We start from the raw sequence: 23,812 nt of genomic DNA, 5'->3' as shown, positions 1-23,812 counted from the left end.
GATCCGGCCGGCTAGCCGACCAGATGCCACCAGCCCAAGGCAGGCCCCACAAATCGGATCACAACCCAAACAATCGCCAGCAGAATAATGCCTGCCCAAGCACCACGGGTTGTCCAATTGTAGATGGCGCGAGCTTGCCCTTTGGTGAGGGGAATGTCTTTGAGGTTGGGAAACACCAGCTCTTGGTCGGGATCTTGGCTGATGCGGGTTTTACGGCGCTTCGCTTCGCCCATGGGGTGGCCTCCAAGTTCTTCGCTGGGGTGGCGACTTTTATCTTAAGGTTTTCTGTCTGGGTCACAAGACTGGGTGGATATCAATCTGCATAATAATCGCCTATTTACGCCATCAGGCCACGCCAATCCATGGGCCTGCCGATGCTTTCCCTAGCCGGAAATCCACAAGGGGGATCCCTGGTGCTCTTGGGGACGATTGCCATCCTCTTCGGTAATGGCCACAGCCCGCACCCATTCTGTAGATTCAAACACCGGCGGTAGGCGCAGCTCCTGTTGGCGATTTCCTGTTTCATCCACCGGAAAAGCTGCCACGAGAACGGCCCCCGCCCTATCGGTGGTAAAGGGCGCCTCCGGTTCCAGCACCACCCACAGGGCATAGACCCGGCCTTCCGGCAAAGGCGGCAACCCTTGGGCCACCAATCGCCCTTGCAGGCGCTGGGGATCCACCTCAAGCTTGACCGAGCCGGCCAGGTTCTCCGCAGTCGGCTGCAATTCATAGGTCAACACCTCGCCAGGGATCCCTTGAGTCTGGGCTAGCTGCAGCCTGCGCCACAGGTAGAGGTTCCCCAGCCCCAAAGCGACGATCAAGCCTGCGGCCACCGCCCCCAAGCCCCGTTGCCAGAGACGGGATCCCTTGGCAATCCAGGCGGGGGTGCGCATCGGTTGGGCTGCCTGCTCCGCATGTGCCTGCAACAGAGAAGCCCGCAGGGCGGGGGGAGGTTGCTTTTCCTCCACGCCGTAGGCTGTCTCCAACGCCCGTTGCAACGCTTGCAGTTCTCGGTGCAGCTCCGGGCGCAGCTTGAGCAAGGCTTCCAGCCGCTCGGCCTCTTCCGGGGAGAGATCCCCCAGCACATAGCCTGCCAGCCACAGTTGCAGTTCTTCGGGAGACACAGATTCGGCTTTCATGAGGGGCCTCCCAACAACTCGCGCAGCCGCAGCAGAGCCCGCCGAGCTCTGGCTTTGACCGTTCCCAAAGGCAGATCCAGTTGCTTGGCAATTTCCGTTTGGCTCATGCCTTCGTAATAGGCCATCTTTAAGACTTGCCGTTGACTTTCGGACAACTCGGCCAAAGCCGTTTGCACCTCGGCCACCCGTTCCGCTTGGGCCAACTGCTCCAAGGTGGGATCCGCAGCAGGACTACCCTGCAATTCCACTCTGCCCTGTTCCAGGGAGCGCTGTCGATTCCGCCAAGAGCGCAGCCGATCCAAACAGCGAGAGCGAGCCAAGATGCTCAGGTAGGTGCGCAGGGATCCCCGCCTGGGATCAAAGGAGGAACGAGCCAAGTTCAAAAAAATATCCTGGGTGAGATCTTCGGCTTCGGCAGTGTTGCCCAGCATTTTGCAGGCAATTCCGTACACCAAGCCGGCATGTCGGTCGTAGAGAATGGCCAGAGCTTGTGACCGGCCTGCTTTTAGGGCTGCAAACACCTCTGCATCGGTTTTTTCCTGCAGGGATCCCTCAGCTTTGTCACCCTCGATCTTCATGAGCGGGAAGAGGAAACGGGATGGAAAAGAGAAAGAAACTGCAGAGGCACAAGCATCGCCCAGAGTAATCCAAGCAGGGCAGCGGCTCTCATAATTTATCGTCTGCATAGGCGGAGGTCAACCCTGACTTGTGGGGAAATAGAAGGCCCAATCCTGAGCTGGGATCGGGCCACGCAAGGGATCAACTGCGGCAATGATTTCAAAAAGTTGATCCAAACCCATGAATTCAAAATGTTGATTAACGCTGATGAATCTTGATTTAGATAGGCAAATAGGAATCGGCCTTCCTAGAGGGCAGCCAAGCCAAAGAACGGCCCACCCGGCAGGGTGCCCAGGGATGTGGCCCGACCGGTGTTGAGGTCAATTCGATACAAGGTGGAGCCGCCGATGGCAAAGCCGGTATCCACTCCATCAGCAGTACGGATGTCAAACCCACCCATAGGGCCGAAGTTCACCCCCAGAGGGCCAATGGGCACCTGAACCCCATCGTTGGGGGGATTCTGCAACACCAGCAGGTTCCGTTGCCCGTCGATGTTCAGCAGCCGCGTGGATTGGGCACCCGCCACATTGTTGGTGTAGGCGGCGGCGGTGATGGCCGGCTGGGATCCCTGTAGTTCCATTGGGCCAAAGGCCAAAGGTCTATCTTGGATCACTTCGCCCGTATCCACATTGATGCGGAAGTTCTGGCCATTGGCTCCCACCAAGCGCAGCCGATCCGGAACAGGGTTGAAATCCATGCCAGAAAGCGTGCCCGCGGTGAAGGGAACCGACAGAGTGCTGGCCACGGTAGCGACACCGGTCTGCAAGTTGATGGTGTAAAGGATGCTGGTGTCGGTCAGCCCGTAAAGCAGCCGGTTGGCAGGGCGCACATCGATACCAATGAGGTTGCCGTTCACTCCTGTTACCGTCAGGGATCCCTGCACAAAGGCATCGGCAGAGCGGATAAAGGTGAGGCGATTGCCGCTGCTCAAAGCCACCAAATCCGCTTGGGAAGGCATCATCGAAGACGAAGTGCTGCTGCCGCAGCCCAAGAGAGCAAAACTGCCGGCTATCACAGAGGCTGCTACAAAGCTTGTGTGTTTGTGCATTGAACAGGCTCCTCAAAAGATCGACAAACCATCAAAACCACTGACAGACAAGCCCCCCTAAACCACAGAGCCTGTGGCTGCAAAGCGCTGCAGTGAAAACTTTTTTGCCCTCAACCCAGAGAACTCTGCGATTCCCTCTGCCTTGTACTGAAGGCAGTTGTTCTCTGCGATGGCAGCGCGTGGGGCGCGTCTGTAGAAATTACTCAACTCCTGGAAACTCGGATGCCTGGGATCCAAGCTTTTTGGCCCAGACTTTAACTGGAAGCGCTGGTGTAGAAGCGCAGGGCAAAGCGCCAGAAGAGATGGGATCCCCACAACAGCCCTGCCGCCAGCAGAGCGGATCCCAGCAGCCACGGCCATTGGGCTCGCCCCAGCAGGGTCTCCGCCGGGATGGTGGTCAAGAAAGCCACCGGCACGATGAAGGTAAAAAACACGCGGTAGGCCACCGGATAAGCCACTATCGGAAATCGTCCTGCCTCTACTAGGCCCCGCAGCACCTCGGTGACGTTGTAGATTTTGACAAACCAAATGCTGGTGGCTCCCAACATAAACCAGAGGCTGTAGAGGATGATCAGCCCCAGCAGCAGAGGCAGCAGCCCCAGAGCATAGGCCCAAGCAGGCAAATGGAGCTGGATCCCGGCGTAGAGAATCAGCAACAGGCCAAAGCCGATATCCACCAGGCCCCAGGGGGAAAACACCCTGGCCGACAGCCAAAACTGGCTGCTTATTGGCTTTAGCAAAACAAAATCCAAGGTGCCTTCCTGCACCTGCTGCACAATGCGATTGAGGTTGACGTTAAAGAGACTGGCCGACACCCCCTGCAGAATGGTGAACACCCCCAACACGATGAGGGCTTCCGGCCAACTCCAACCGCCCAGCCGGTGCCCCTGCTGGTAAAACAACGACAGCCCAAACAGAGCGGATCCCAAGCCACCCAGACTGCTGAGGCTGGCAAAGAAAAAATTGGCACGGTACTCCATTTCTGCCGCGATTGAGGTGCTCCAAAACAGCCACAATATCCGCAAATAGCGCAGCACCTTGGTTTTCTCCAATCTCAGCTTTTATCCCACTTGCGGTAACAGCGGGCGGTAATGAAATAGGGGTGAAACACCTCCAAAAAACAGCTTTGCAGCACCTGAAAGAATTGCTCTACCTTTTGCGGGTCGTCCAGGTGAAAAGGAAACTCGCCGTTAAACCCCTTGAAAAAGTACCAGTTGATCAAAAGCTTACCTGACGGCTTGAGCCAGTCGTAAAACTGCCGCAACTGCGCTGCCGGATCCGCCAGATGTTCCACCACATCGAAGCAGATGACGGTGTCAAAAAAGATCTCTTCTGGGAAGTTTTCTGGACAGTGGATGCGCTCGGTTAAGCCCAGCTTTTCCGCCCGCCATTGCACAAACTGCCGATGGATGGGGTTGATATCCCAGAAGATCACCTGATCCACCGCTGCGCAGAGGGCCGCCCCGATAGCATGGGTGCCGATGCCGCCGCCAAAATCCAACACCAACCCGCGGGCATGATCCGCCACCAGGCGTAAGGTATCGCCGATGTAGTCGGTGCTGCTCAGGTGCCAAGCCGCCAAATCCAGCAGATAGGCGGATCTCACCTGATCCCGATAAAACGCATCTGCCCGATCCCAGCCAAAGTCTCGCCGGCCCAACTCCGCCAATTGCTGCTGCCCTGCCCGCAGTTTCTCCCGCAGATCGGCAGCCCCAAGGCCCAGGAAGGATCCCAGATGGGCTTCTAGGTCAAAGGCATTTTGCCAGTAGCCGCTCAGAGCAGGTGGGATGGGGGGCACAGGAGGATTCAGAAGACTGGTTGGGTTGGCTTAGGCAACAGTGAAATCCTCTTCCTCTGGCTGAGCCAGGTTTTCCGGGTTCGGCTCCGTGTCTTTATTAAAATCAAAGGTGGATGGGGATGTAGAGCTAGCAGCATCCAGAGGCTGCAATAACTTGGCTAGGGTTTCCGGGCTGAGTCGATCCGTTGTCTCCACAATTGCTGTTACGTTCGGCCCAAACCTTATCTTATCTAGGAGCTGAAGGCGATGGGACAAAACCCGTTTTCCGTTGACGAATAGGCCATTGGTGCTGGGCCTGGATCCCGGACTGCCATCGAATACCATGTAGCTGTACTGCAGGGATCCCTGTGCAGTTGGCCCTGAACCTGGAATGCGGATGAGGGAAGCGTGTTTCCGAGAGACGCAGGGATCGTAAAGGCGAATATGATTGTCTTTAGACCGTCCCACTGAGTAATAGATACTATCCAGAACAACCCCCCTCTGCCCCAATCGATCCCTGAAGATCAAGACCCAGTGAACAGGGACAGGCTGAGTACTGCAGCGAGCAGAAGAGGCCATGATGAATCAAGCTGCACCTAGAGTCGCTGGTGTCAACAAAAGGGAAACTCAATGAAGGTGGGTAGTCACTTAGCTCTTAAAGGCCAAAGCAGCAGCTGCTTTCCCCATTATAAGTAGCCATCCCCCTGAGTCCAAAAGCCCAAGCTCAGCTAGGAGTAGGGGTGTTGCCGAAACAGAAACCGGCCCAGAAAACCCATTCTTATTGGTCTAAGATGCATCCAGAGTTACCCCGTTTTGGGGAAGAACCCTGAGAGCTCAACTCTCGGCAGGCTGGCGAGCAGTCTAGCATGCCCAAAGTCTTTTAGACTAGAGCGCAGGGAGGTAGGTTGCAGGTTTGGCTTGGACAGGAGATCATAGAGTTTCGTCGAAACCCAAAGCTCCCATTGACAGCGTGACGGTGGAACACAAGCACATTCAGTTAGACAGTCGGCCCGTTGGCCTGAACACAGCCACCGGTACCATCAAAGCCCAGTTGGACTTGCTACTGCTGGGGCTGGAGTCCCTGAGCGGAGAAAGTTCCGAAGCGGTTCTGGCCGCAGCCAAAGCCCTCAACTTGGAAGAGCAGATTGGCGATCGGGTGACCCTCTGGCGACTGCGCAATGCTAACCCCTTGCGCCGCAGCAGCGGTGGGCGCAAAAAGGTGGATATCGAAGAGGCCCGCGCCCTGGTGATGGTGATTGCCTATCTGGCTGCTCAGCAACAAGCCCGTATCCGCAGCACCTTGGAGCAACTGGAAGCCGCTGTCGATCAAGAGCTCAGCCCCTTCCGTCAGCCGCTGGTGGGAGATTACTTGGATGAATTCCTCTCTCACTACCGCAGCCGCATGGTGGATGGGGACGTGCGCGATGAGAATAGCCTCACCGAGCTGGCCCTGCGCATCTTGATTGAGCTGATGTTCTACAGTAGCCCGAAAGGCGCTCAGCGCCTGTGGAAAGCCTTGCTCAGCCGTCCTGAGATGGATTTGCCTGCCGGCAGCGATCTGGAAGAAGAGGGGGTAGCCCACAGCTCCGGCCCCGATGCCTCACCCTCTTCTTGAGGCAGTTTTGTCAATTATCGCCTCTGTAGCCCTCTACCCGTGTTGTTCGCCCGCAGTTGCCATGCCCAACCTTACCCTGGTTAGCCACACCTATCAACAGCCCACTTCTACGCTGACTGTACGGGGAGAAGCCCCTGCCGATTCCAATTCTTCAGACTCCTCTGCAACGCCGCCGCTGCAAGCCATCCAGCGCAGCTTCGAGTGTCAGTTGGAGATCCGCCAGGGGGAAACGGTCAAAACTTTACACGGCGATAACGTTTGGCTCAACGATTTGATCACCGTAATCGACCGCTACGTGGGATCCCACTTGAGTGGGGAACCCAAGGGAACCTTCAGCGGTACCGTGGCCATCCGTCCGCTTGATTTTATTTTTCATCGTCTCACGGTGCGCCAAGGGGAAGATCGCATCGCGCAGGTGGATTTGTCGATGACGCAGTTGTACGACCTGCTGGAGAACCTCTCCCGGGTGGCCGACGATATTCCCCAACTGGCCAATCTGGGAACTCCGGTGACGCGGGCTTGGTATCGACAGCCCACTGGGATCGCGGCCCTGCTGGTGGGAGGGATCGCAGTTGTGGCCGGTGTTGGGATCTGGGCCAGTCGCCCCCCTAGGGATCCCACAGCTTCCCCTTCCCCGCAAGAGCAGCTCACCATCCCTGCCTTGACGGGTCAATCGCAGCCTTTGGCCACATCCCTCCAAGAATCTGACCCCACAGCGGGAAGAGAGGCAGCAGGTGCGGATCCCCTTTCCCGTCTGCGAGACATTTTGGCAGAGCAGTGGCAGTCTCCCCCCGATTGGCCAGAGAGCTTGGTCTACCGGGTAACGGTGGATAGGACGGGATCCCCCCTGGCCGCCGAGCCGGAGAATGAGCTTGCCCGAGAGCGCCGAGCCGAAACCCCCTTTGCCAACCTGCCCGATCTGACACCGGATCCCTTGCCAACAGGCGCCCAACAGTTCCGCGTCAGCCTAGAGCCGGGCAACCAGGTGGAAGTGACTCAGGACAGGTAGGCATCTTGACAGGCCAAGCTGGGGTGGGTCAGCACTATAGTCTACCTAGGGATGTTATCGATAGTCACTTCAGGTTAGGGTGAGACCCGTGGGCCACTGAGAACAGCTCTCTGGCCCCCTGCGTTCAACGTTTTAGGTGTTGGGTGCATTGTCCCAGTTTGAATCGAAATAACCCTACTTTCAGGGCCGGGGGATTAGAGGAAGCGATCTGACCCTGGAGGATTAAGCCGGAAAGAGAGAGACCATCCAGTTCAGACAGCCAAGGCTGCCGCCAATGCCGAGGCGCAAAGGCTCTACTGATCGCATCTGAAGGGTTTAATCGGCTTCAGACAGCTAGGGCAATGAGGACAAGAGGATAAAGTGGAAGAGTTCCCTCTATATCGGATCGCTGCCATTCCATGACTGCAACCATCGAAGTGCCCCAGCGCGGCTTACCTGTCACCATCATCACAGGCTTTTTGGGCAGTGGGAAAACCACCCTTCTCAACCACATCCTCAACAACCGGAAAGGGATGCGCACAGCGGTGCTGGTCAACGAGTTCGGCGAGATCAGCATCGATGCGGAGCTGATCGTCTCCAGCGAAGAAGACTTGGTGGAGCTGAACAACGGCTGCATTTGCTGCACCATCCGGGACGACATCGCCGAGAGTGTTTTGCGGCTGATGGAACGCTCTGACCACATCGACTACTTGGTGGTGGAGACTACGGGATTGGCGGATCCCTTGCCGGTGGCCCTCACCTTTTTGGGGCCAGAATTGCGAGATCTGACGCGGCTGGACTCAATCATCACCCTGGTAGATGCCACCAACTTTGCCCCCGATCTGTTCAACAGCAACGTGGCCTACAGCCAAATTGCCTATGGGGATGTGATTCTCCTCAACAAAATCGATTTGGTCGAGGAAGCCGAGATCGAGCGTCTGGAAAAACGCATCCGCGAGATCAAAGAAGATGCCCGCATTTTGCGCACCGTCAACAGCGCAGTTCCCCTGGAGCTAATCTTGGATACCGATTTGTTTCAGGCCAGTTCCTTGCCCCAAGAAGAAGCCCATGATCACGACAGTCACGACCACCATGACCATGAGCACGATCATGACCACCACCACTCCCATCACAGCCACATCGAGGCTGACGGCTTTAACTCCCTAGCCTTTGAGAGCGATCAGCCCTTCTCTTTGGATGCTTTCCAAAATTTTCTCAACGAGTTGCCCGATGCAGTCTTTCGTGCCAAAGGGGTGTTGTGGTTCGAGGAAAGCCCAGAGCGACATATCTTTCACCTCAGCGGTCGGCGCTATACCCTCAGCAGCGATGAGTGGCCTCGCCAGCCCAAAAACCAGTTGGTGCTCATCGGTCAGCGCCTCGATACAGCCCAGCTGCGGAAAAAACTCCAAGCCTGTCTTGCCCGCCCGGCCACGTGGGGTCAAGGGTTTGGTCGCTGAATCAGGACTTGGCGGCAGTCCAGGCTAAAGAAAGTCGGGCTACATTCCAGCACCCTCGATCATAAACCCCTGAGGTGATGGCGCACCCTCCATGTCCGACATCTTCGTGATGATCCGCAACCAGGCCAACAACGCGCTCACCTCCATCGATGGGATCCCTTTTCTCAGTTTCCTGGAGCGAGAGGGGCAGTTGATTGCAGAAGAAACCATTGAGTTGATCTATGCGGACGCTGGATTTGATGACCTGCCAATTGGAGAATACACTGTGGGGGTACGGCATGAACGGGTGGAACCCCCGAAAGCCACCTGCCCGGTCAGTATTACCTCTGAGGACGAGGTTGTTTTGGTAACATTTGTTTACCTTGAGCCCGAGCGGGTTCTGCTGACTATTCACGTCTCTGTGGAGAAGAGGTTGTAGCCATGACTGTCAAGGTCATCCCATCGCGCTCGATCAAAGCCTTTCGCTATCGGGTGTTTTGTTTGGGACAGGATCTCTGGAATGCCCGGGATCCGATTAGCCGTGCCAACCTTGCTCTGCAACTGGCGGATGCCGCTACGACTTTGGCCCGAATGGAAGTCCAAGCCGCTCAGCCCTTCAGCTCAAGCCCTTCCTATTCCCTGCCGGAAGCTGGCCATAGGTAGCCATCGATCCAGCCGGGAATCGAGGCCAGACGCAAGGGATCCCGCCTACTCCCACTCGATGGTGCCAGGGGGCTTGGAGGTGATGTCGTAAACCACGCGGTTGATGCCGGGCACCTCATTGACAATGCGGTTGGAAATGGTGGCCAAGAGATCGTAGGGAACTCGCGCCCAATCGGCGGTCATACCGTCTTCGCTGGTAACCAGCCGCACCACCACCGGGCAGGCATAGGTGCGCTTATCCCCCATCACCCCCACCGACCGCACCTCTGGCAGCAGCACGGCAAAGGCTTGCCAAAGTTTGGGATAGTAGCCGGAGCGGTTGATCTCCTGCCGCACGATCATGTCCGCTTCTCGCAGGGTTTCCAGCCGTTCTTTGGTAACCTCGCCTACAATGCGGATGGCCAGCCCCGGCCCCGGAAAAGGATGGCGGCCAACAATTTCTTCCGGCAGACCCAAAGAGCGGGCCAGTTGCCGCACCTCGTCTTTGAAGAGCTTGCGCAAAGGCTCTACCAGCTTAAAGCGCAGATTTTCGGGCAGGCCGCCGACATTGTGATGGCTTTTGATCTTGACGGCAATGCGTTCTCCGGTAACCGGATCCACATGGGTATTGGCAGACTCGATCACGTCTGGGTAGAGAGTGCCTTGGGCTAAGTACTCAAAAGGACCCAGCCGCTGGGATTCTTCCTCAAACACGCGAATAAACTCTGCCCCAATTCGTTTGCGTTTTTCTTCGGGATCGGTAACCCCCTGCAACTGCCGGAGAAACCGCTCCTGGCCATCCACGTAGTGGACGGGAATGTGAAATTGCTCTTGGAAAAGGCGCAGCAGCCGCTGGGGCTCGTCCTTGCGCATAAACCCTTGGTCGATGAACACGCAGGTGAGCTGGTCGCCGATGGCCTTGTGCAGCAGAAAAGCCAAAGTAGAGCTGTCTACCCCCCCCGAGAGGGCCAACAGCACCTTCTTATTGCCCACACGGGCACGTACCTCTCGAATGGCTTCCTCTAGAAAAGCTGCCGTTGTCCAGGTGGGCTCGCAACCGCAGATGTGATAAACAAAGTTGCGGATGAGAAAGGCGCCAGCCTCTGAGTGGGCCACCTCCGGATGAAATTGCACCCCGTAGAGACGACGCCTTGGATCGGCAATGGCGGCACAGGGGGTGTTGTCGGTAGAGGCCAAGGTGTGAAAGCCCGGCGGCAGTTCGGTAACCGAATCCCCGTGGCTCATCCACATGATGCTGTTTTCCGGCAGGTTGGTGAGCAGGTCGGTGGGATCCAAAATGTGCAGAGCGGCACGGCCATATTCCCCCTTCTGGGCTGCCTCCACCTTGCCCCCCAACTGCTGCACCATGAGTTGCATGCCATAGCACACCCCCAGAACCGGGATCCCTAGGTTCCAAATCTCGGGGTCACACACCGGAGCGCCTGGCTCATACACCGAGTTGGGGCCCCCGGAGAGGATAATGCCCTGCGGTTGCAGTTGCCGCAGTTGCTCAGCAGTGGTGCGATAGGAAAGGATTTCCGAATAGACGTGGGTTTCGCGAATGCGGCGGGCAATCAGCTCAGAGTACTGGGATCCAAAATCGAGAATGACGATCATCTGGCGCTGCACTTCGAGGGGGGAAAGGCCGGAACTGGGAGGAGATGCAGAAGGGATCACAAAACCTGGCACAGTGCACAATAAAAAAGCCGGTCCAAGAGACTAGCTTGGCTATGGATACGATGGATACGAAAGAAACATTAAGGGCTCTTCCATGGTAACAGGGGTGGAGAGCTTGCACGCGGCTGCCTGCTCTAAAAAGCCTCTGTCAGGCTTGCCGAGAAAACAGCGCTTCTCGGAGGAGTCTCGCCGAAAAACCGCCTGATGAGCCCCTGAAAAAGCTGGCCACCGGCTGGGCATGACTCCCGCCAACAACGCAATACAGAAGCCAGATGACCTAGCAAAGTTAAGACTTATGATCGTGAAGGAGCGCTCCAGGCCGGTGGGGGTATTGGTAGGGATCCGCAGTGCCATTTTTTTATGTCGATTGTTGCCGAGTCCTTTCAAACCTATCTGCGCCGCCGCCGTCGTCTTCTAGCCCGCCGTCTCAAGCGACAGCAGGGCTGGGTCGTGGTTTTGGCTCTGCTGGCTTTGTACTTGCTCAGTTGGGATGCGCTGGGCGAAGATGGGTCACTATCGCACCTGTGGAGGGGACAACCCCTGTGGCTGGTGTTGATCCCGCTGTTGGGGGGAGGGCTGTACAGCTTGGGCGCGGGGCTCCTCTGGATGCTGGGGCAGCGCCGACTTCCCCAGGGATCTGCAGGTTCTGCGCAGCTTTTGGCCCAGATGATCAGCTTGCCCCACTTGGCTTTGGCTGCCCTACTCTGGCTGGGGTTAGCCGTTTGGGGAGAGCATCTTCTGCCTTTCCTGGCACGGCAAAAGCCCCAATTGTTGGCGGGCCTGTTCGTCAGTTGGCTGCTGGCTCAGGGGTGGAGTTTTCTGCAAACGGGGTGGGTGGTGGAGGCTGGGCAACTGTGGGCCGACTACCTGCAGGAGCTGCGCGGTTCTGTATTACAGCCTTGCTACCAGCGCCTGGAAGCCTGTCGTCGCTCGCTTCATCTTTACCACGCCATTTGGCAAGACCTGCAACTGGAAGAACTGGAGGCCCAGCACCTGATTCAACTGTTGTCTGAGTCGTTGCTGCCGCTGACCCTGCCGCTCAAGGTCTATGCTCAGCGGGTTCACCATTGCTGTCAGCAGTTGGCAGCCCTGCTGGCGCAAATGCAGGAGCGGGTAGAGCGGTTGGAGCAGGTGCTTTTGAATGTAGAGCTGGAGTTGGCCTCTCATCAGTTGCTTCAGGCTCAGCCTCAGCCGATCAACTTGCTGGCGGAAGATTGGGCCAGCTGTCAGGAGCTGGATTTGCAGGAGTTGGTTTGCTTAAACCAAGAGCTGCTGGGCACCGACCGTTCTTTGCAGGGCTTGACCCAAGAGCTGAAAGGCTGGGCCGACAGAGCCATCCCCGCTGGATTGAAACTGGGATCCCTGGGATGAAGAAGGCTGACGCTTCTTCCTCTGAGCCTCCAGAGCTCAAGGCCCTGTGGGAAAGCTGGCTGGCGGATCTGGGTTGGCAGCCTTCTGAACAGCAGCAGCAACAACTGCAACAGCTCTATCCGCTGGTGATGGCCGGAAACCGAACCCAGAACCTGACCCGCATCACCGATCCCATCGACTTTTGGGAGAAACACCTGTGGGATTCGCTGCGGGGCCTACGCCTGCTGGGATCCTGGGAGGCAATCCAAGCTCAACCCTGGCGGGGGATCGACATCGGCACCGGGGCAGGGTTTCCAGGGATCCCGGCCCAAATTGCCCTGCCCCAAACCCGCTTTACCCTGCTGGACAGCACCCAACGCAAGATTGCCTTTGTACAGGACACCTTGCAAAGGCTCTCCCTCACCCAAGCGCGGGCAGTGGCTCAGCGGGCCGAAATTTGGGGGCAAGACCCGCAGGAACGGGGCAGCTATGATATTGCTCTGGCCAGGGCCCTGGCCTCGGCGGAGATCTGCGCCGAGTATTGTCTGCCACTGCTCAAGGTGGGGGGACGCGCCATCCTCTATCGCGGCCATTGGACCGAGGCAGAAGCCCAAACTTTGGAGCAGGCCCTTGAGCTCCTGGGCGGAAAACTGATCCATGTAGAAGCCTTCACCACACCCCGCAGCCGTGGGGTGCGCCACTGCCTACTGCTGGAGAAAGTAGCCCCCACGCCGCCTCCTTATCCCCGCTCTCCCGGCACTCCCAAACGCCAACCGTTGGGCCAAAGCAATCGCCCATGAAGGTTAGGATCCTGAGTTTCCATCTTGCTACAAAAGCTTCTCCCAATTCTCGGACAAAAAGCTGGAAGGATGGCTTTGCAAATGCCATTGGGAAGACTAAGATGTGGTTGGCATGAGGTTCGGATTGAGCGAATGGTTTAACCAGGTGAGCCTCCGAACTGAACGCTAAAGGGTAAGGTTCGGAGTTTGCTACACCATGACCATTTTTGTAGGTAATTTGTCCTTCAAGGCCAGCGAAGAAGACCTGCGGCTTGTGTTCGCCGAATACGGCACCGTTAAGCAAATTAAGCTGCCGGTGGATCGGGAGACTGGCCGTAAGCGAGGTTTTGCCTTTGTGGAACTGGAAAACGAAGCCGATGAGCAAAAGGCCATCGACGAGCTGGACGGTGCTACTTGGATGGGCCGGGATCTGAGGGTCAACAAGGCGTTGCCTCGGCAGACCAGCGCAGGCGGTCGGGATGGCCGCTCTTCCCGCTTTTGAGTTAACATGCATCTACCCTTCCTCAGATGAGGTTTGAGCCAGGGATCCCAACCCGCGATCCCTGGTTTCTAGCGCGTTCCTGAGAACACTCTGCCCAGAAAGGCCAGGCTAAACCAGGCGGAGGCCACCAGGACGATGGCTGGGCCGGAGGCGACGTTGAGGTAGTAGCTGGCGTACATCCCCAGCAGGCTGGCGCTCACCCCAAATAGGGATCCCAACAGCATCACCTGGTGCAATCGAGGCACCACCAGATAGGCGGTTGCCGCTGGCGTGATCAGCATGGCCAACACTAAGAGCACGCCCACTGCCTTCATGCTGGCCACCAACGTCAGGGAAGTGAGCACCATCAGCCCCCACCCCAGCCGCTCGGTGGGCAGGCCGGCTGCTTTGGCCCCCAAGGGATCGAAGCTGTAAAAGGTCAATTCCTTGAAGAAGAGGGCCACTAACCCCAACACCAAAAGGGTGATGCCCACCACTGTCAGCACATCGACAGCATTCACCCCCAGGAGGTTGCCGAAGAGGAAGTGGTTGAGATCGATGCGAGCCCGCCGTTGGATCAAAGTGATCAACAGGATCCCCAAGGCAAAAAAGGCCGAAAAGACGATCCCCATGGCTGCATCCGGCTTGAGGGGGCTGGCGGAGCGGATCCATTGAATTAAGAGGGCGCTGAGGAGACCGGCCACGAAGGCTCCCACAAACAGGTTAAGGCCCAGCATGTAGGCAATGGCCAGGCCCGGCAGCAGCGAATGGCTGATGGCATCCCCCAGGAGGGCCAAGCTTTGCACCAGCAGATAGCTGCCCACCACGGCACAGAGAATGCCGACGGCCACCGCCACCAGCAGAGCCCGTTGCATGAAGGCAAAACTCAAGGGATCCGCCAGGCTGTGCCAGAGCCATTCCATAACGTTGTTGACCTCAAACTCTCCCTAGGCAGCTGAGTCCAGCAGCAGGGCTCGGCCATAGGCCCGCTGCAACACCGCTGGCTGCAACACCTCCCGCGGGGATCCCTGGGCAATTAAGACACGGTTGAGGAGGAGCACTTCGTCGAAGTAGGCCCGGGCCTGCCCCAAATCGTGGTGCACCACCATCACGATGTGGCCGGCATCTGCCAGCTCCCGCAACACCTGGAACAAAATAGCTTCGCTGGGCTGGTCGATCCCGGCAAAGGGTTCGTCAAGGGCGTAGATCTCCGCTTCTTGCGCCAAGGCCCGCGCCAGGAACACCCGCTGCTGTTGTCCCCCCGACAGCTTTCCAATGGGGCGATCCCGGTAGGCCCCCATCCCCACCCGCTCCAGGGCTTGAGCAGCCCGCTGCTGCCCCTTTTTCCCGATGCGGCGAAACCAGCCAGCAGCTCTCACCTGCCCCATCAACACCACATCCCACACCGTGGCGGGAAACGACCAGTCGATGGCCGAGCGCTGGGGTACATAGGCCACTTGCTCTCCCCACAGCGCTTGCCCACCGTAGCGCACTTCCCCCCGTTCCAGCGGCACCAACCCCAACAGCCCCTTGAGAAAGGTGCTTTTGCCGGCCCCGTTGGGCCCGAGGATGCCCGTGACGCGGCCCGGCGCGATTTCAGCTTGGATCCCTTGCAGCACCTGCAGGCTGCCGTAACGCACCGTCAGATCCCGCACCACCAGGGATCCCCTGGCCGGACCAAGAGGGAGAGGAGGAAGTTGCTTTTTCATTTTGTTTTCATTTTCGGTAAGTCCAGTGTACCCTAAAGGGACATCTAAACCATGAAACGATGATCAAAAGTCTTGTCTTCCTTTGGGGGCGGCGCCGTTGGGTAGCGGCCTTCGGCTTGGCAATAGGACTCTGTCTCGCTGACGGGAACGGCAGTTTTCTGGCCTTGGCCGGTTCGGGATGGGCGCGTCCCCGCGTTGTGGCTACCACTACGTTGATCGCCGATTGGGTAGAGCAGGTGGGCCAAGATCGCATCCAGCTCACCAGCCTGCTGCAGCCGGGAATGGATCCCCATGTCTACGAGCCAACGCCGGCGGATGGGGTGGCCCTAGAGCAGGCAGACTTGGTGTTCTGGAATGGCTACAACCTGGAGCCGGGGTTGATGCGTCTCATCGAAGCCACGGCCCAAGGAGCGCGGCGGGTTGCCTTGGCCGAGATCCTTGAACCTATTGTTGCCAACGAGGACGGGATCCCCACTCCCGACCCCCACGTGTGGGGCAATGTGGAAAACGTCATCCGCATGGTGGAGCGCATCGCCCAAGAGCTGGCGGAACAGGTGCCTGGCGAGGCGACCTTCTTCCAAACCAATGCTGCTGCCTATCGAGCAGAGCTGGAGGAGCTTCATGCCTGGATTGGGGAGCAAATTCAGACCATCCCCCCTCCCAACCGGGTTTTGGTGACCACTCACGATGCCTTTGCCTACTACACCCAAGCCTACGGCCTGAAAATGGGGGGATCCCTGCTGGGGATCAGCACCGAAGAACAGCCCAGCGCCCAGACAGTGGCCCGCTTAGTGGAGGAGATCCGCGCTCTGCGGGTGCCGGCTATCTTTGCTGAGACCACCCTCAACCCGGCCCTGATCCAAACGGTGGCCGCTGAAGCGGGAGTCAAGGTAGCGGAACAGGAGCTGTACTCCGATTCTTTGGGGGAAGCAGGCAGCGGTGCTGAAACCTACATCGCCATGATGCGCCACAACACCTGCACGATTGTGGTAGCCCTGGGCGGATCCCCTGACTGCTCTTGAGAAGCTGAGTCGAGGCAGGAGGTCTGAGTTTTGTATGATAGGGGCTCAGACCCTTGTTCTCTCACCTCTTCCATGCCTGCTGCCATCCATCGCCCGGCCCGCACCCTCTACTGTGGCGAAGTCCGCCCGGCCCACATTGGCCAGACCGTCACCCTCTACGGCTGGATCGACCGCCGCCGCGACCACGGGGGGGTGATCTTTCTGGATTTGCGGGATCGCTCTGGCATTGTGCAACTGGTGGCGGATCCGCAGAAAACTCCGCAGTCATATCCACTGGCGGGGGAAGTGCGCAACGAATATGTGGTGCGGGTAACGGGAACTGTCCAGCAACGGCCCCCCGACTCCTTCAACCCTCGCCTGGCCACCGGCGAGGTCGAGATCTACGCCGAACAGTTGGAAGTGCTCAGTCCAGTCGGCAAGCAGCTCCCCTTCAGCGTCTCGGGAGAAGAAGCAGAGGAAGTGCGAGAAGAGATCCGCCTGCGCTATCGCTACCTGGATTTGCGGCGGGAGCGCATGTCCCGTAACCTGCAACTGCGCCACCGGGTCATCCAGGCCATCCGCCGTTTCCTAGAAGACGAGGAGGGCTTTGTCGAGGTGGAGACTCCCATTCTCACCCGCTCCACCCCAGAAGGGGCCAGAGACTACCTGGTGCCCAGCCGCGTCAACCCCGGCGAGTGGTTTGCCCTGCCGCAGTCGCCCCAGCTCTTTAAGCAGCTGCTGATGGTGGCTGGCGTGGATCGCTACTACCAGATCGCCCGCTGCTTTCGGGATGAGGATCTGCGGGCGGATCGGCAGCCGGAGTTCACCCAGTTGGACATGGAGATGAGCTTCATGGATCAAGAAGGGATCCTGGAGCTCAACGAGCGACTGATCTGCCATATCTTCAAAACTGTCAAAGGGATCCACCTGCCCCGTCCCTTCCCGCGCCTGACCTATGCCGAGGCCATGGCCCGCTACGGCTCCGACAAGCCTGACACCCGCTTTGGGATGGAGTTGGTGGATGTTTCGGAGGTGTTTCAGGGATCCCGATTCAAAGTCTTCGCCAAAGTGCTGGCTGAGGGCGGTTTGATCAAAATCCTGCCAGTGCCCGGCGGCGATGAAAAGATCTCCAACACCCGCATCAAACCAGGCGGGGATCTGTTCAAGCTGGTCACCCAGTATGGGGCGGGCGGCTTGGCCTTTATCCGGGTGCGGCCCGACAGCCTCGATACCATCGGCGCCCTGAAAGAGAGCTTGAGCCCCGAGCAGGAGAAGCGGTTGCTGGATCTCACCCAGGCCAAGCCAGGGGATCTGTTGCTGTTTGGGGCAGGGCCGGCGGCAGTGGTGAACGAGTCTTTGGGCCGGCTGCGGCTGCACCTGGGCCAGGAGCTGGGTTTGATCCCAGAGAACGCCTTGAATCTCCTCTGGATCACCGACTTTCCCATGTTTGAGTTCAACGCCGAAGAAAATCGCCTGGAAGCCCTGCACCACCCCTTTACCGCCCCCCACCCCGACGACTTGGCCGACCTGAAAACGGCGCGGGCCCAGGCTTATGACCTGGTGTGGAACGGCGTGGAAGTAGGAGGGGGATCCCTGCGGATTTACCAGCGGGAAATTCAGGAGCAGGTTTTTCAAGCGATTGGCCTCACCCCCGAACAGGCGCGGGACAAGTTTGGCTTTTTGTTGGAAGCCTTTGAGTATGGCACCCCGCCCCACGGCGGCATTGCCTACGGCCTGGATCGGCTGGTGATGTTGCTGGCCGGGGAAGATTCCATCCGGGATGTCATCGCCTTTCCCAAAACCCAGCAGGCGCGATGTTTGCTCACCGGCGCTCCTTCCAGCGTTGAGGCGAAGCAGCTCAAGGAACTGCACGTTGCTTCCACCTATCAGCCCGGTTGAGGGAGGTATCTTCCAACGACCACGGGTGCTCGATGATTTCGGCACGGGTAACAGGGCTGCGGAGATCCAGCAGACAATATTCCTTTTCAACCAATAAGGACTTTCATTGTGGAAGCCGGGCCTTTTTAACGGGAGTTCAGGAGTGCCTGGGATCCCTTCTCCCAGCCCCAGCTCCCACCTGTGGGAGGATAGAAAGGAATACACCCCTACTTTTTTTGCCATGCTACAGCTGACGGGAAAGAAAGCCTTGGTAACCGGCATTGCCAACGAGCGCTCCATTGCCTGGGGCATTGCTCAGCAACTGCACAAAGCGGGGGCCAGCCTAGGGGTTACCTATCTGCCGGACGAGCGGGATCGCTTCAAAACCAAAGTTCGGCAACTCACGGATCCCTTGCAGCCAGATTTTCTCCTCCCCTGCGACGTGCAAAGCGATCAGCAGATCAGCGATCTGTTTCAGGGGGTAACCGAAAAATGGGGTCAGGTCGATATTCTGGTTCACTGCCTGGCCTATGTCAAAAAAGAGGAGCTGAGCGGCAACTTCAGCGATATCTCGCGGGAGGGGTTTGCCCTGGCCATGGATGTGAGCACCTACTCCCTGATTGCCCTCTGCCGGGCTGCCAAGCCCCTACTGAGATCCGGCAGCAGTGTCCTCACCTTGACCTACTTGGGAGGAGTGCGAGTGGTGCCCAACTACAACATGGCTGCCGTCACCAAAGCGGGCCTGGAAACCTGTGTCCGCTACCTGGCTGCCGAGCTGGGCCCTGCCGGGATCCGGGTGAACGCCATTTCTGCCGGCCCAATCCGCACCTTGGCCTCATCGGCCATTTCCGATTTTCATGCCATGCTGCATGCTGTGGAGGAGAAAGCTCCCCTACGGCGCAATGTCACTCAAATAGAGGTGGGCAATGTGGCGGCTTTTCTGGCCAGCGACCTGGCCAGCGGCATTACCGGCCAGGTGATCTACGTGGATAGTGGGTATAGCATCCTGGGTTTTTAAGCGCTTTGGGATCCCTTGGGGATGGCTCCGGCATGAATCGCTTCTCACCCTTGCAGCGGTTGCTGCTCACCTGGATCTTGATCGTCATCAGCGGCTGGCTGGCCATACAGGTGGGTCGGCTGTTTGGGCATTTGCTCACCACCATCCTGACAGCGGCGGTGCTGGCCTTTTTGCTCAACTACCCGGTGCAGGTGCTGCGGCGCTATCGGGTCAGTCGAGGTTTGGCGGTCACCCTGGTCTTTGCTCTCTCGGTGGTGCTGCTGGTCTTGGTGGGGATCGCCGTGGTGCCGGTCTTGGCCAAGCAAGTGGTGCAGCTGGGGGCGCGGATCCCAGAGTGGGTGGACACCTTACAAAATTGGCTCGACCAGATTAGCCTTTGGGCCGCCGAGCGCAACATCAACCTTGGCCAGACGGAGCTGGTCAATACCCTTCTCAACCGCCTGCAGGCCAGCGCCGAGAAAATTGCCGGCCAATCCCTAGATCTCCTTCTGGGTACGTTCAACCAGGTGATCGACTTGGTGCTGGTGCTGGTGTTGGCCCTCTACATGCTGCTCTACGGGGGCCAGTTCTGGCAGGGGTTGCTCAGCCTCTTCCCCAAACCTTGGGGGCCGCGCATTGGCGAAGCCCTAGCCCTCAGCTTTCAGAACTTCCTCATCAGCCAGTTGGTGTTGGGGTTCATCATGGCCCTGATGCTGGTGCCGGTTTTTGGGTTTTTGCGGGTACCTTTCGGGCTCCTGTTTGGCCTGCTGATCGGCCTGCTGGAGGTCATCCCCCTGGTGGGGGGGGTGATTGGCATTGGGGCGGCGGCGGTGTTGCTGGCCTTTCAGGACATTTGGCTCAGCCTTAAAGTGGTGCTGGTTTCCCTGATCGTGCAGCAGGTGAAGGATCGGGTCATCGCCCCCCGCCTGATGGGAGAGCTGATCGGGCTAAATCCAGTGTGGATCTTGATTGCCCTGTTGGTGGGGGCGCAACTGGGGGGCATCCTGGGCGTGATCGTCGCCATTCCCCTCAGCAGTGTGGTGAAAAGCCTTTACGAGATCGCCCGCTCTGCCGACCTGGCCGCCGAAGATGAGTTGGGTTCCGGTGTAAAAGGATCCCCGCAAGGGCTCCGTCCGAGTAGCGCCAACGGCGAACCCCGCCGGGATCCTACCCTGCCCAAGCCGGAGACCCAGCAGATCTAGCTGCTCCAAAAGGGAAGAGGCTCTGCCCATGCGATTCAGGCGATCGCGTTAACCGGCAGGCAAACAGAGGCTCAATCCTGGTAAGCCCAGTTGCTGGGCTATCGATGGCCACCCTTGTCCTCAGGGAGAGGGGCTGGGGGTGAGGGCCTCATCCTAGCGAATCTTGCCCTCGATAAAAGGCACCTCCAGCACTTTTTCGTGGTGGATAGGGCCGTGGCCGAAGTAGCCTCCCTCCCCAAACAGTTCGCCGTGATCGGCTGTAACCGTGATGTAGGTGTTTTTGGGAACCAGGTCGAACAGCTGTTCAAAGATCCCATCCAGGTAGCGCACCGCCTGGATCTGTCGCTGCCGTAGCTCTTCCAACTGGGCCGAATCGAAAAAGGGGATCCCGTCCTCTTCTCCTTCATCCAGCCGCTTCAACACCCCATTCACCCCCGAGATGCGGGGCCACAAGCTGGGATCCTCATCGGGCAGCGCGTAGGGATAGTGAGTTTCGCCCACGTTTAACAGGTAAAAGCTGGGGCGATCCGGCTCGAAGCGCAACTGTTCCACCATGGCCGCCATATCGTTGTGCTGGGGCATGAGGCGGTAGGAATCGAAATCCCGATTCAGCAGCGTGCTGGGGTTGAGCACCGGCATGGAGACCATGGCGTGGGTGGTGTAGCCCAGTTGATGCTTCAGCAGCGTCGGCAAATAGAGATGAGGCAGCAGATGCTTGAACTCAATGGGTTGCCGGGTGCCGAGCCGCTCGTTGTAGCGCAGATAATCTTGCTTGTAGTGCTCGGACGCAAAAACGTGGATGGGGCTGGTGTGGGGCAGCAGGCCCATGAGCAGGTTGTAATGGGCAGGGGCCGTCCAGGAAGCGTAGCTCCAGCGCTTTTCCAGAGGGCCCAACTTCAGCAAGTGCTTGGGGTTGGCCGCCAGCAGGCTGTCGAAGCGGCAACTGTCTAGGACGATGAGCAGATAGTTGTTCTGTCCCCGCGGTTCAGGGCGGGGGTCGGGCTCAGACGCAGGAGCGGCAGACGATTTCCACCAGTTTAGGAATCCCATCCTTCCTCCTCCTCGTCGGCGTAGGGCCGCTGGACAATCCGCCAGTTGGGAGCTGCTGCCGCATCGTCGTCCTCAGGAGCGGGATCGCGAATGCGTTCCGGCGGGATATTGGAATAGGAATAGCGGCCTGCTTGGGGATCCGGCTCGTACTCCGGCAGATCTTGGGGCAAATAGTGGTCGGGGGGAATCAGCTGGGCTTCCAAAAAGCGAACTCGGTCGCTCAACTGAGTTAACTTACGGATGGCCTGTCGCTGGAACACCCGGTCGTGCAATCGCCAGGAGCCTACATACAAAAATCCCAGCCCCATCCCTGCCCCATAAGAGGCCAATAGCACCAACGATAGAGGAAGCGGGGATCCCGATTGCCCACCCACCACAACCCTTGCCGGGGATCCCCAGTTTTGGATGAGGAGAACGAGCAGGCTCAAGATCCACAAGCCCAGGAGTATGAAGCGAAGGTTTCTGATCGCGTTAGCGGGACGAAATTCTTGCATGGCCTCAACCCTACCCTTTATTAGGCTACCATTCTTCCCTTTCTCCACTGGCCTGGCAGCAAAGACGCTGGAAGCTCAAGCGGAGTTGTTCTCAACAGCCATTAGCCCTCTCCCTAAGGCGCGCTTCAGGGAGACCCCGGGGCGGAAAAAGTCGTTTCTAGCCGCCTGTATCTCTCCTCCAGGAGAAGGACTTGGACTGTTGAAGCTCGCTGCAGGAGCAGGTTTGCGGGTATGGGCGGTACAAGATTCGAACTTGTGACCCCTTCCGTGTGAAGGAAGTGCGCTACCACTGTGCTAACCGCCCGCAGATACCACTCTAGCAGCTATCGACTAGAGCAGGATCTCTATATTACCACGTCAGCGATTGAGCCAGAGGATTCGGATCGGCATGGGAGATGGCTAGAGATAGCCGGGATCCGGCCTGAGGGCTACAGTAAGGGTCAGGGAGCTGTGGGGTGCTATGGCCTACTCACCGACCGAAGAGGCAATTGCTCTGCTCATTGATTTGGCAGAACGAGGCGAGATCGATCCCTGGGATGTGCAGGTCATCGAGGTTATCGATCGCTTTCTGGCCCGTATGGCTCCCACCAGCAGCAGCCATGACCTGTCTGAGTCGGGACAAGCCCTGCTCCACGCTGCCATGTTGGTCTATCTTAAGGCGATGGCTTTGGCAGAACCAGAAGCAGAAGAAAGTGAGCCCAGCCCGGTGGAGGTAGAAGTGGATCCCTGGCCAAGCTGGTCTTTGGCGCACTTGGATCGCGTGTTGCAACCCAGGGCAGCACCCCGTCTTCAACGTACCCGGCCCATCACCCTCAAAGAACTCATCGCCCACCTGCAAGAGCTGGAAACCCTGCTGGAACACCAGCCCGAAGCTGCCCCAAAGCCGCTGGCCCAACGGATTTCTCGCCAGCAAGCGCTGTCGGCCATCACTCAGCTAGCCCACCCGGAAAACCTTTTGGAAACCACCGCCGAGCTAGAATCTCTGCTGGCTCAGCTTTGGCAGCAGGGTCTGACCCAGATCAGCTTTGCCGATCTCCAGCAACACTTTTGCCAAAAAAGCTATCAAAACGGCAGCAGCGGGACCATTCACCCCATTCAAGTCTTCTGGTCATTGCTGCTAATGGCTGCCCGCTCTCAGGTGGAGCTGTGCCAAGAGGAGTTCTACGGCCCACTGACCATCCGACCCTGCACAACTGAGGGCCTGGCAAAGTAGATCCCGCCCTTGGGATCCCCTTCATCTGCCAAGGTGAACTCTAGAGAACTTTTCTGGCCGTGGCCGGGCCATCCACCTCTAGGCTTCTGAGCTGGCGTCTGAACCTGAGGATGTCAAGCGCTCTTCTGCGCCGCTCTGGCAAACGGAGAACTCAATCCGTGCCTTCAGCATCGTGCCGGGCACGATCCGCCCGTTTGAGATCTTCCCCACTGGAGCGCACCGGCAGCTCGGCAGGAGCCTCCCGATCCAGGTAGTAATCCTCCACGAGGCGCTCGCTGCTGGGATGATCTTCTCCTTCGGTAGGCAACAGTGGCGGATGCAGCAATTCAGCCGGAGGGCAGTCTTCTGAGGTGAGCAAATCTGACGTGCTGAGCATCCCCTTGGGAATGGTGGAAAGGCGCTGAGCAACAGCTCCAATGCTTTCCAGGCGAATCATCTCCTCCCAGGAGCAGATCTCCTCCTCATCTTCTGTCTCGTAGCGAACTAGGATGGTGTCCCCTTCGATATCGAGGATCTTGGCCCGTTCCAGCCAGCGTCCCTGATCCCGCAGATAGATCCACACATCCTTGCCTTCGCGGCTGAGTTGATAGATCCTACGATGAAGCACGGTCCCCTCCTGAAGTGAAAGATCCGAGTGAGTTGTGGGGGCTACCCAGCTCATCCCTCCATCTTAGCGGCTGGACACCGAGGCTGTATGCCTTTCCCGAGGCCAGACAGA

General features: G+C 58.3%; 26 protein-coding genes and 1 tRNA gene. 13 read left to right on the top strand and 14 right to left on the bottom strand.

Annotated features, from left to right (window positions below):
- Positions 1 to 11: 11 nt before the first annotated feature.
- The 7 genes from ACVWZJ_RS01295 to ACVWZJ_RS01265 all read right to left on the bottom strand — a co-directional run bounded on the left by ACVWZJ_RS01295 (position 12) and on the right by ACVWZJ_RS01265 (position 5,050).
- Positions 12 to 233 carry a DUF2839 domain-containing protein gene (locus tag ACVWZJ_RS01295; RefSeq protein ID WP_011432808.1) on the bottom strand — a complete coding sequence of 74 codons (222 nt, stop codon included), beginning with the start codon at positions 231 to 233 and terminating at the stop codon, positions 12 to 14.
- Between the two features lie 150 nt (positions 234 to 383).
- On the bottom strand, positions 384 to 1,139 hold the full coding sequence (locus ACVWZJ_RS01290; protein ID WP_414421818.1) for an anti-sigma factor domain-containing protein: 756 nt from the start codon (positions 1,137 to 1,139) through the stop codon (positions 384 to 386).
- Positions 1,136 to 1,717: a sigma-70 family RNA polymerase sigma factor gene (locus tag ACVWZJ_RS01285; RefSeq protein ID WP_414418040.1), complete on the bottom strand. Its 582-nt coding sequence runs from the start codon at positions 1,715 to 1,717 to the stop codon at positions 1,136 to 1,138. The genes ACVWZJ_RS01290 and ACVWZJ_RS01285 overlap by 4 nt, the downstream gene beginning before the upstream one ends.
- A 287-nt stretch (positions 1,718 to 2,004) precedes the next feature.
- Positions 2,005 to 2,718, bottom strand: coding sequence for a DUF4394 domain-containing protein (locus ACVWZJ_RS01280; RefSeq protein WP_457394078.1), 714 nt, complete (start codon positions 2,716 to 2,718; stop codon positions 2,005 to 2,007).
- Between the two features lie 341 nt (positions 2,719 to 3,059).
- The gene (locus ACVWZJ_RS01275) at positions 3,060 to 3,842 is read right to left on the bottom strand and encodes an ABC transporter permease (protein ID WP_457384371.1); all 783 of its coding nucleotides are present in this window, start codon (positions 3,840 to 3,842) and stop codon (positions 3,060 to 3,062) included.
- A 17-nt stretch (positions 3,843 to 3,859) separates the two neighbouring features.
- Positions 3,860 to 4,603 carry a class I SAM-dependent methyltransferase gene (locus ACVWZJ_RS01270; protein ID WP_011432803.1) on the bottom strand — a complete coding sequence of 248 codons (744 nt, stop codon included), beginning with the start codon at positions 4,601 to 4,603 and terminating at the stop codon, positions 3,860 to 3,862.
- Between the two features lie 30 nt (positions 4,604 to 4,633).
- Complete coding sequence (locus ACVWZJ_RS01265) at positions 4,634 to 5,050, bottom strand: FHA domain-containing protein (protein WP_238376925.1); 417 nt, start codon at positions 5,048 to 5,050, stop codon at positions 4,634 to 4,636.
- A gap of 502 nt (positions 5,051 to 5,552) precedes the next feature.
- Here ACVWZJ_RS01265 and ACVWZJ_RS01260 point away from each other — a divergent pair.
- The 5 genes from ACVWZJ_RS01260 to ACVWZJ_RS01240 all read left to right on the top strand — a co-directional run bounded on the left by ACVWZJ_RS01260 (position 5,553) and on the right by ACVWZJ_RS01240 (position 9,284).
- The gene (locus tag ACVWZJ_RS01260; protein WP_011432801.1) at positions 5,553 to 6,197 is read left to right on the top strand and encodes a DUF3038 domain-containing protein; all 645 of its coding nucleotides are present in this window, start codon (positions 5,553 to 5,555) and stop codon (positions 6,195 to 6,197) included.
- Between the two features lie 61 nt (positions 6,198 to 6,258).
- Positions 6,259 to 7,206, top strand: a complete 948-nt coding sequence (locus tag ACVWZJ_RS01255; protein ID WP_457394075.1) for a DUF4335 domain-containing protein — start codon at positions 6,259 to 6,261, stop codon at positions 7,204 to 7,206.
- Positions 7,207 to 7,604: 398 nt separating this feature from the next.
- Positions 7,605 to 8,642, top strand: a complete 1,038-nt coding sequence (locus tag ACVWZJ_RS01250) for a CobW family GTP-binding protein (protein WP_457394070.1) — start codon at positions 7,605 to 7,607, stop codon at positions 8,640 to 8,642.
- Between the two features lie 91 nt (positions 8,643 to 8,733).
- Positions 8,734 to 9,060 (top strand): hypothetical protein, encoded by a 327-nt coding sequence (locus ACVWZJ_RS01245; protein ID WP_414329244.1) that lies wholly within the window; start codon positions 8,734 to 8,736, stop codon positions 9,058 to 9,060.
- A 2-nt stretch (positions 9,061 to 9,062) separates the two neighbouring features.
- A complete protein-coding gene (locus tag ACVWZJ_RS01240; protein WP_011432797.1) occupies positions 9,063 to 9,284 on the top strand; it encodes a hypothetical protein in 222 nt (73 codons plus the stop codon).
- 45 nt (positions 9,285 to 9,329) lie between these two features.
- Here the strand turns inward: ACVWZJ_RS01240 and guaA are convergent, their stop codons facing one another.
- A complete protein-coding gene (guaA, locus tag ACVWZJ_RS01235) occupies positions 9,330 to 10,880 on the bottom strand; it encodes a glutamine-hydrolyzing GMP synthase (RefSeq protein ID WP_457394215.1) in 1,551 nt (516 codons plus the stop codon).
- A 420-nt stretch (positions 10,881 to 11,300) separates the two neighbouring features.
- Between guaA and ACVWZJ_RS01230 the strand changes: the two genes are divergently transcribed.
- The 3 genes from ACVWZJ_RS01230 to ACVWZJ_RS01220 all read left to right on the top strand — a co-directional run bounded on the left by ACVWZJ_RS01230 (position 11,301) and on the right by ACVWZJ_RS01220 (position 13,571).
- Positions 11,301 to 12,311, top strand: a complete 1,011-nt coding sequence (locus tag ACVWZJ_RS01230) for a hypothetical protein (protein WP_457394066.1) — start codon at positions 11,301 to 11,303, stop codon at positions 12,309 to 12,311.
- Complete coding sequence (gene rsmG / locus ACVWZJ_RS01225) at positions 12,308 to 13,090, top strand: 16S rRNA (guanine(527)-N(7))-methyltransferase RsmG (protein WP_457394063.1); 783 nt, start codon at positions 12,308 to 12,310, stop codon at positions 13,088 to 13,090. The genes ACVWZJ_RS01230 and rsmG overlap by 4 nt, the downstream gene beginning before the upstream one ends.
- Before the next feature lie 196 nt (positions 13,091 to 13,286).
- Positions 13,287 to 13,571, top strand: a complete 285-nt coding sequence (locus ACVWZJ_RS01220; protein WP_011432793.1) for an RNA recognition motif domain-containing protein — start codon at positions 13,287 to 13,289, stop codon at positions 13,569 to 13,571.
- A gap of 68 nt (positions 13,572 to 13,639) precedes the next feature.
- Here the strand turns inward: ACVWZJ_RS01220 and ACVWZJ_RS01215 are convergent, their stop codons facing one another.
- Positions 13,640 to 14,473: a metal ABC transporter permease gene (locus ACVWZJ_RS01215; RefSeq protein WP_011432792.1), complete on the bottom strand. Its 834-nt coding sequence runs from the start codon at positions 14,471 to 14,473 to the stop codon at positions 13,640 to 13,642.
- A 24-nt stretch (positions 14,474 to 14,497) separates the two neighbouring features.
- Entirely contained in the window at positions 14,498 to 15,259 is a 762-nt protein-coding gene (locus tag ACVWZJ_RS01210) for a metal ABC transporter ATP-binding protein (RefSeq protein ID WP_011432791.1), read from the bottom strand.
- A gap of 59 nt (positions 15,260 to 15,318) precedes the next feature.
- On the opposite strand from ACVWZJ_RS01210, the gene ACVWZJ_RS01205 reads away from it, so the two are divergent.
- The 4 genes from ACVWZJ_RS01205 (at position 15,319) to ACVWZJ_RS01190 (ending at position 20,337) form a co-directional block, all read left to right on the top strand.
- Positions 15,319 to 16,281 carry a metal ABC transporter solute-binding protein, Zn/Mn family gene (locus tag ACVWZJ_RS01205; RefSeq protein WP_083757637.1) on the top strand — a complete coding sequence of 321 codons (963 nt, stop codon included), beginning with the start codon at positions 15,319 to 15,321 and terminating at the stop codon, positions 16,279 to 16,281.
- A gap of 72 nt (positions 16,282 to 16,353) precedes the next feature.
- Positions 16,354 to 18,159 carry an aspartate--tRNA ligase gene (aspS, locus tag ACVWZJ_RS01200; protein ID WP_011432789.1) on the top strand — a complete coding sequence of 602 codons (1,806 nt, stop codon included), beginning with the start codon at positions 16,354 to 16,356 and terminating at the stop codon, positions 18,157 to 18,159.
- 220 nt (positions 18,160 to 18,379) lie between these two features.
- Positions 18,380 to 19,156, top strand: a complete 777-nt coding sequence (fabI, locus tag ACVWZJ_RS01195) for an enoyl-ACP reductase FabI (protein WP_457394212.1) — start codon at positions 18,380 to 18,382, stop codon at positions 19,154 to 19,156.
- Positions 19,157 to 19,188: 32 nt separating this feature from the next.
- The gene (locus ACVWZJ_RS01190; RefSeq protein WP_011432787.1) at positions 19,189 to 20,337 is read left to right on the top strand and encodes an AI-2E family transporter; all 1,149 of its coding nucleotides are present in this window, start codon (positions 19,189 to 19,191) and stop codon (positions 20,335 to 20,337) included.
- 153 nt (positions 20,338 to 20,490) lie between these two features.
- On the opposite strand, the gene ACVWZJ_RS01185 is transcribed toward ACVWZJ_RS01190, so the two are convergent.
- The 3 genes from ACVWZJ_RS01185 to ACVWZJ_RS01175 all read right to left on the bottom strand — a co-directional run bounded on the left by ACVWZJ_RS01185 (position 20,491) and on the right by ACVWZJ_RS01175 (position 22,185).
- Positions 20,491 to 21,387, bottom strand: coding sequence for a sulfatase-like hydrolase/transferase (locus tag ACVWZJ_RS01185; RefSeq protein WP_011432786.1), 897 nt, complete (start codon positions 21,385 to 21,387; stop codon positions 20,491 to 20,493).
- Positions 21,375 to 21,815, bottom strand: coding sequence for a hypothetical protein (locus ACVWZJ_RS01180; protein ID WP_238376922.1), 441 nt, complete (start codon positions 21,813 to 21,815; stop codon positions 21,375 to 21,377). The genes ACVWZJ_RS01185 and ACVWZJ_RS01180 overlap by 13 nt, the downstream gene beginning before the upstream one ends.
- Before the next feature lie 298 nt (positions 21,816 to 22,113).
- Positions 22,114 to 22,185, bottom strand: a tRNA-Val gene (locus tag ACVWZJ_RS01175).
- Positions 22,186 to 22,341: 156 nt separating this feature from the next.
- On the opposite strand from ACVWZJ_RS01175, the gene ACVWZJ_RS01170 reads away from it, so the two are divergent.
- Positions 22,342 to 23,094: a segregation/condensation protein A gene (locus ACVWZJ_RS01170; RefSeq protein ID WP_011432783.1), complete on the top strand. Its 753-nt coding sequence runs from the start codon at positions 22,342 to 22,344 to the stop codon at positions 23,092 to 23,094.
- A 151-nt stretch (positions 23,095 to 23,245) separates the two neighbouring features.
- Here the strand turns inward: ACVWZJ_RS01170 and ACVWZJ_RS01165 are convergent, their stop codons facing one another.
- Complete coding sequence (locus ACVWZJ_RS01165; protein ID WP_011432782.1) at positions 23,246 to 23,701, bottom strand: DUF6679 family protein; 456 nt, start codon at positions 23,699 to 23,701, stop codon at positions 23,246 to 23,248.
- Positions 23,702 to 23,812 lie beyond the last annotated feature (111 nt).

Source organism: Thermostichus sp. OS-CIW-29 (genome assembly GCF_054058195.1).
This window is presented reverse-complemented; position numbering and strand designations above follow the sequence as displayed.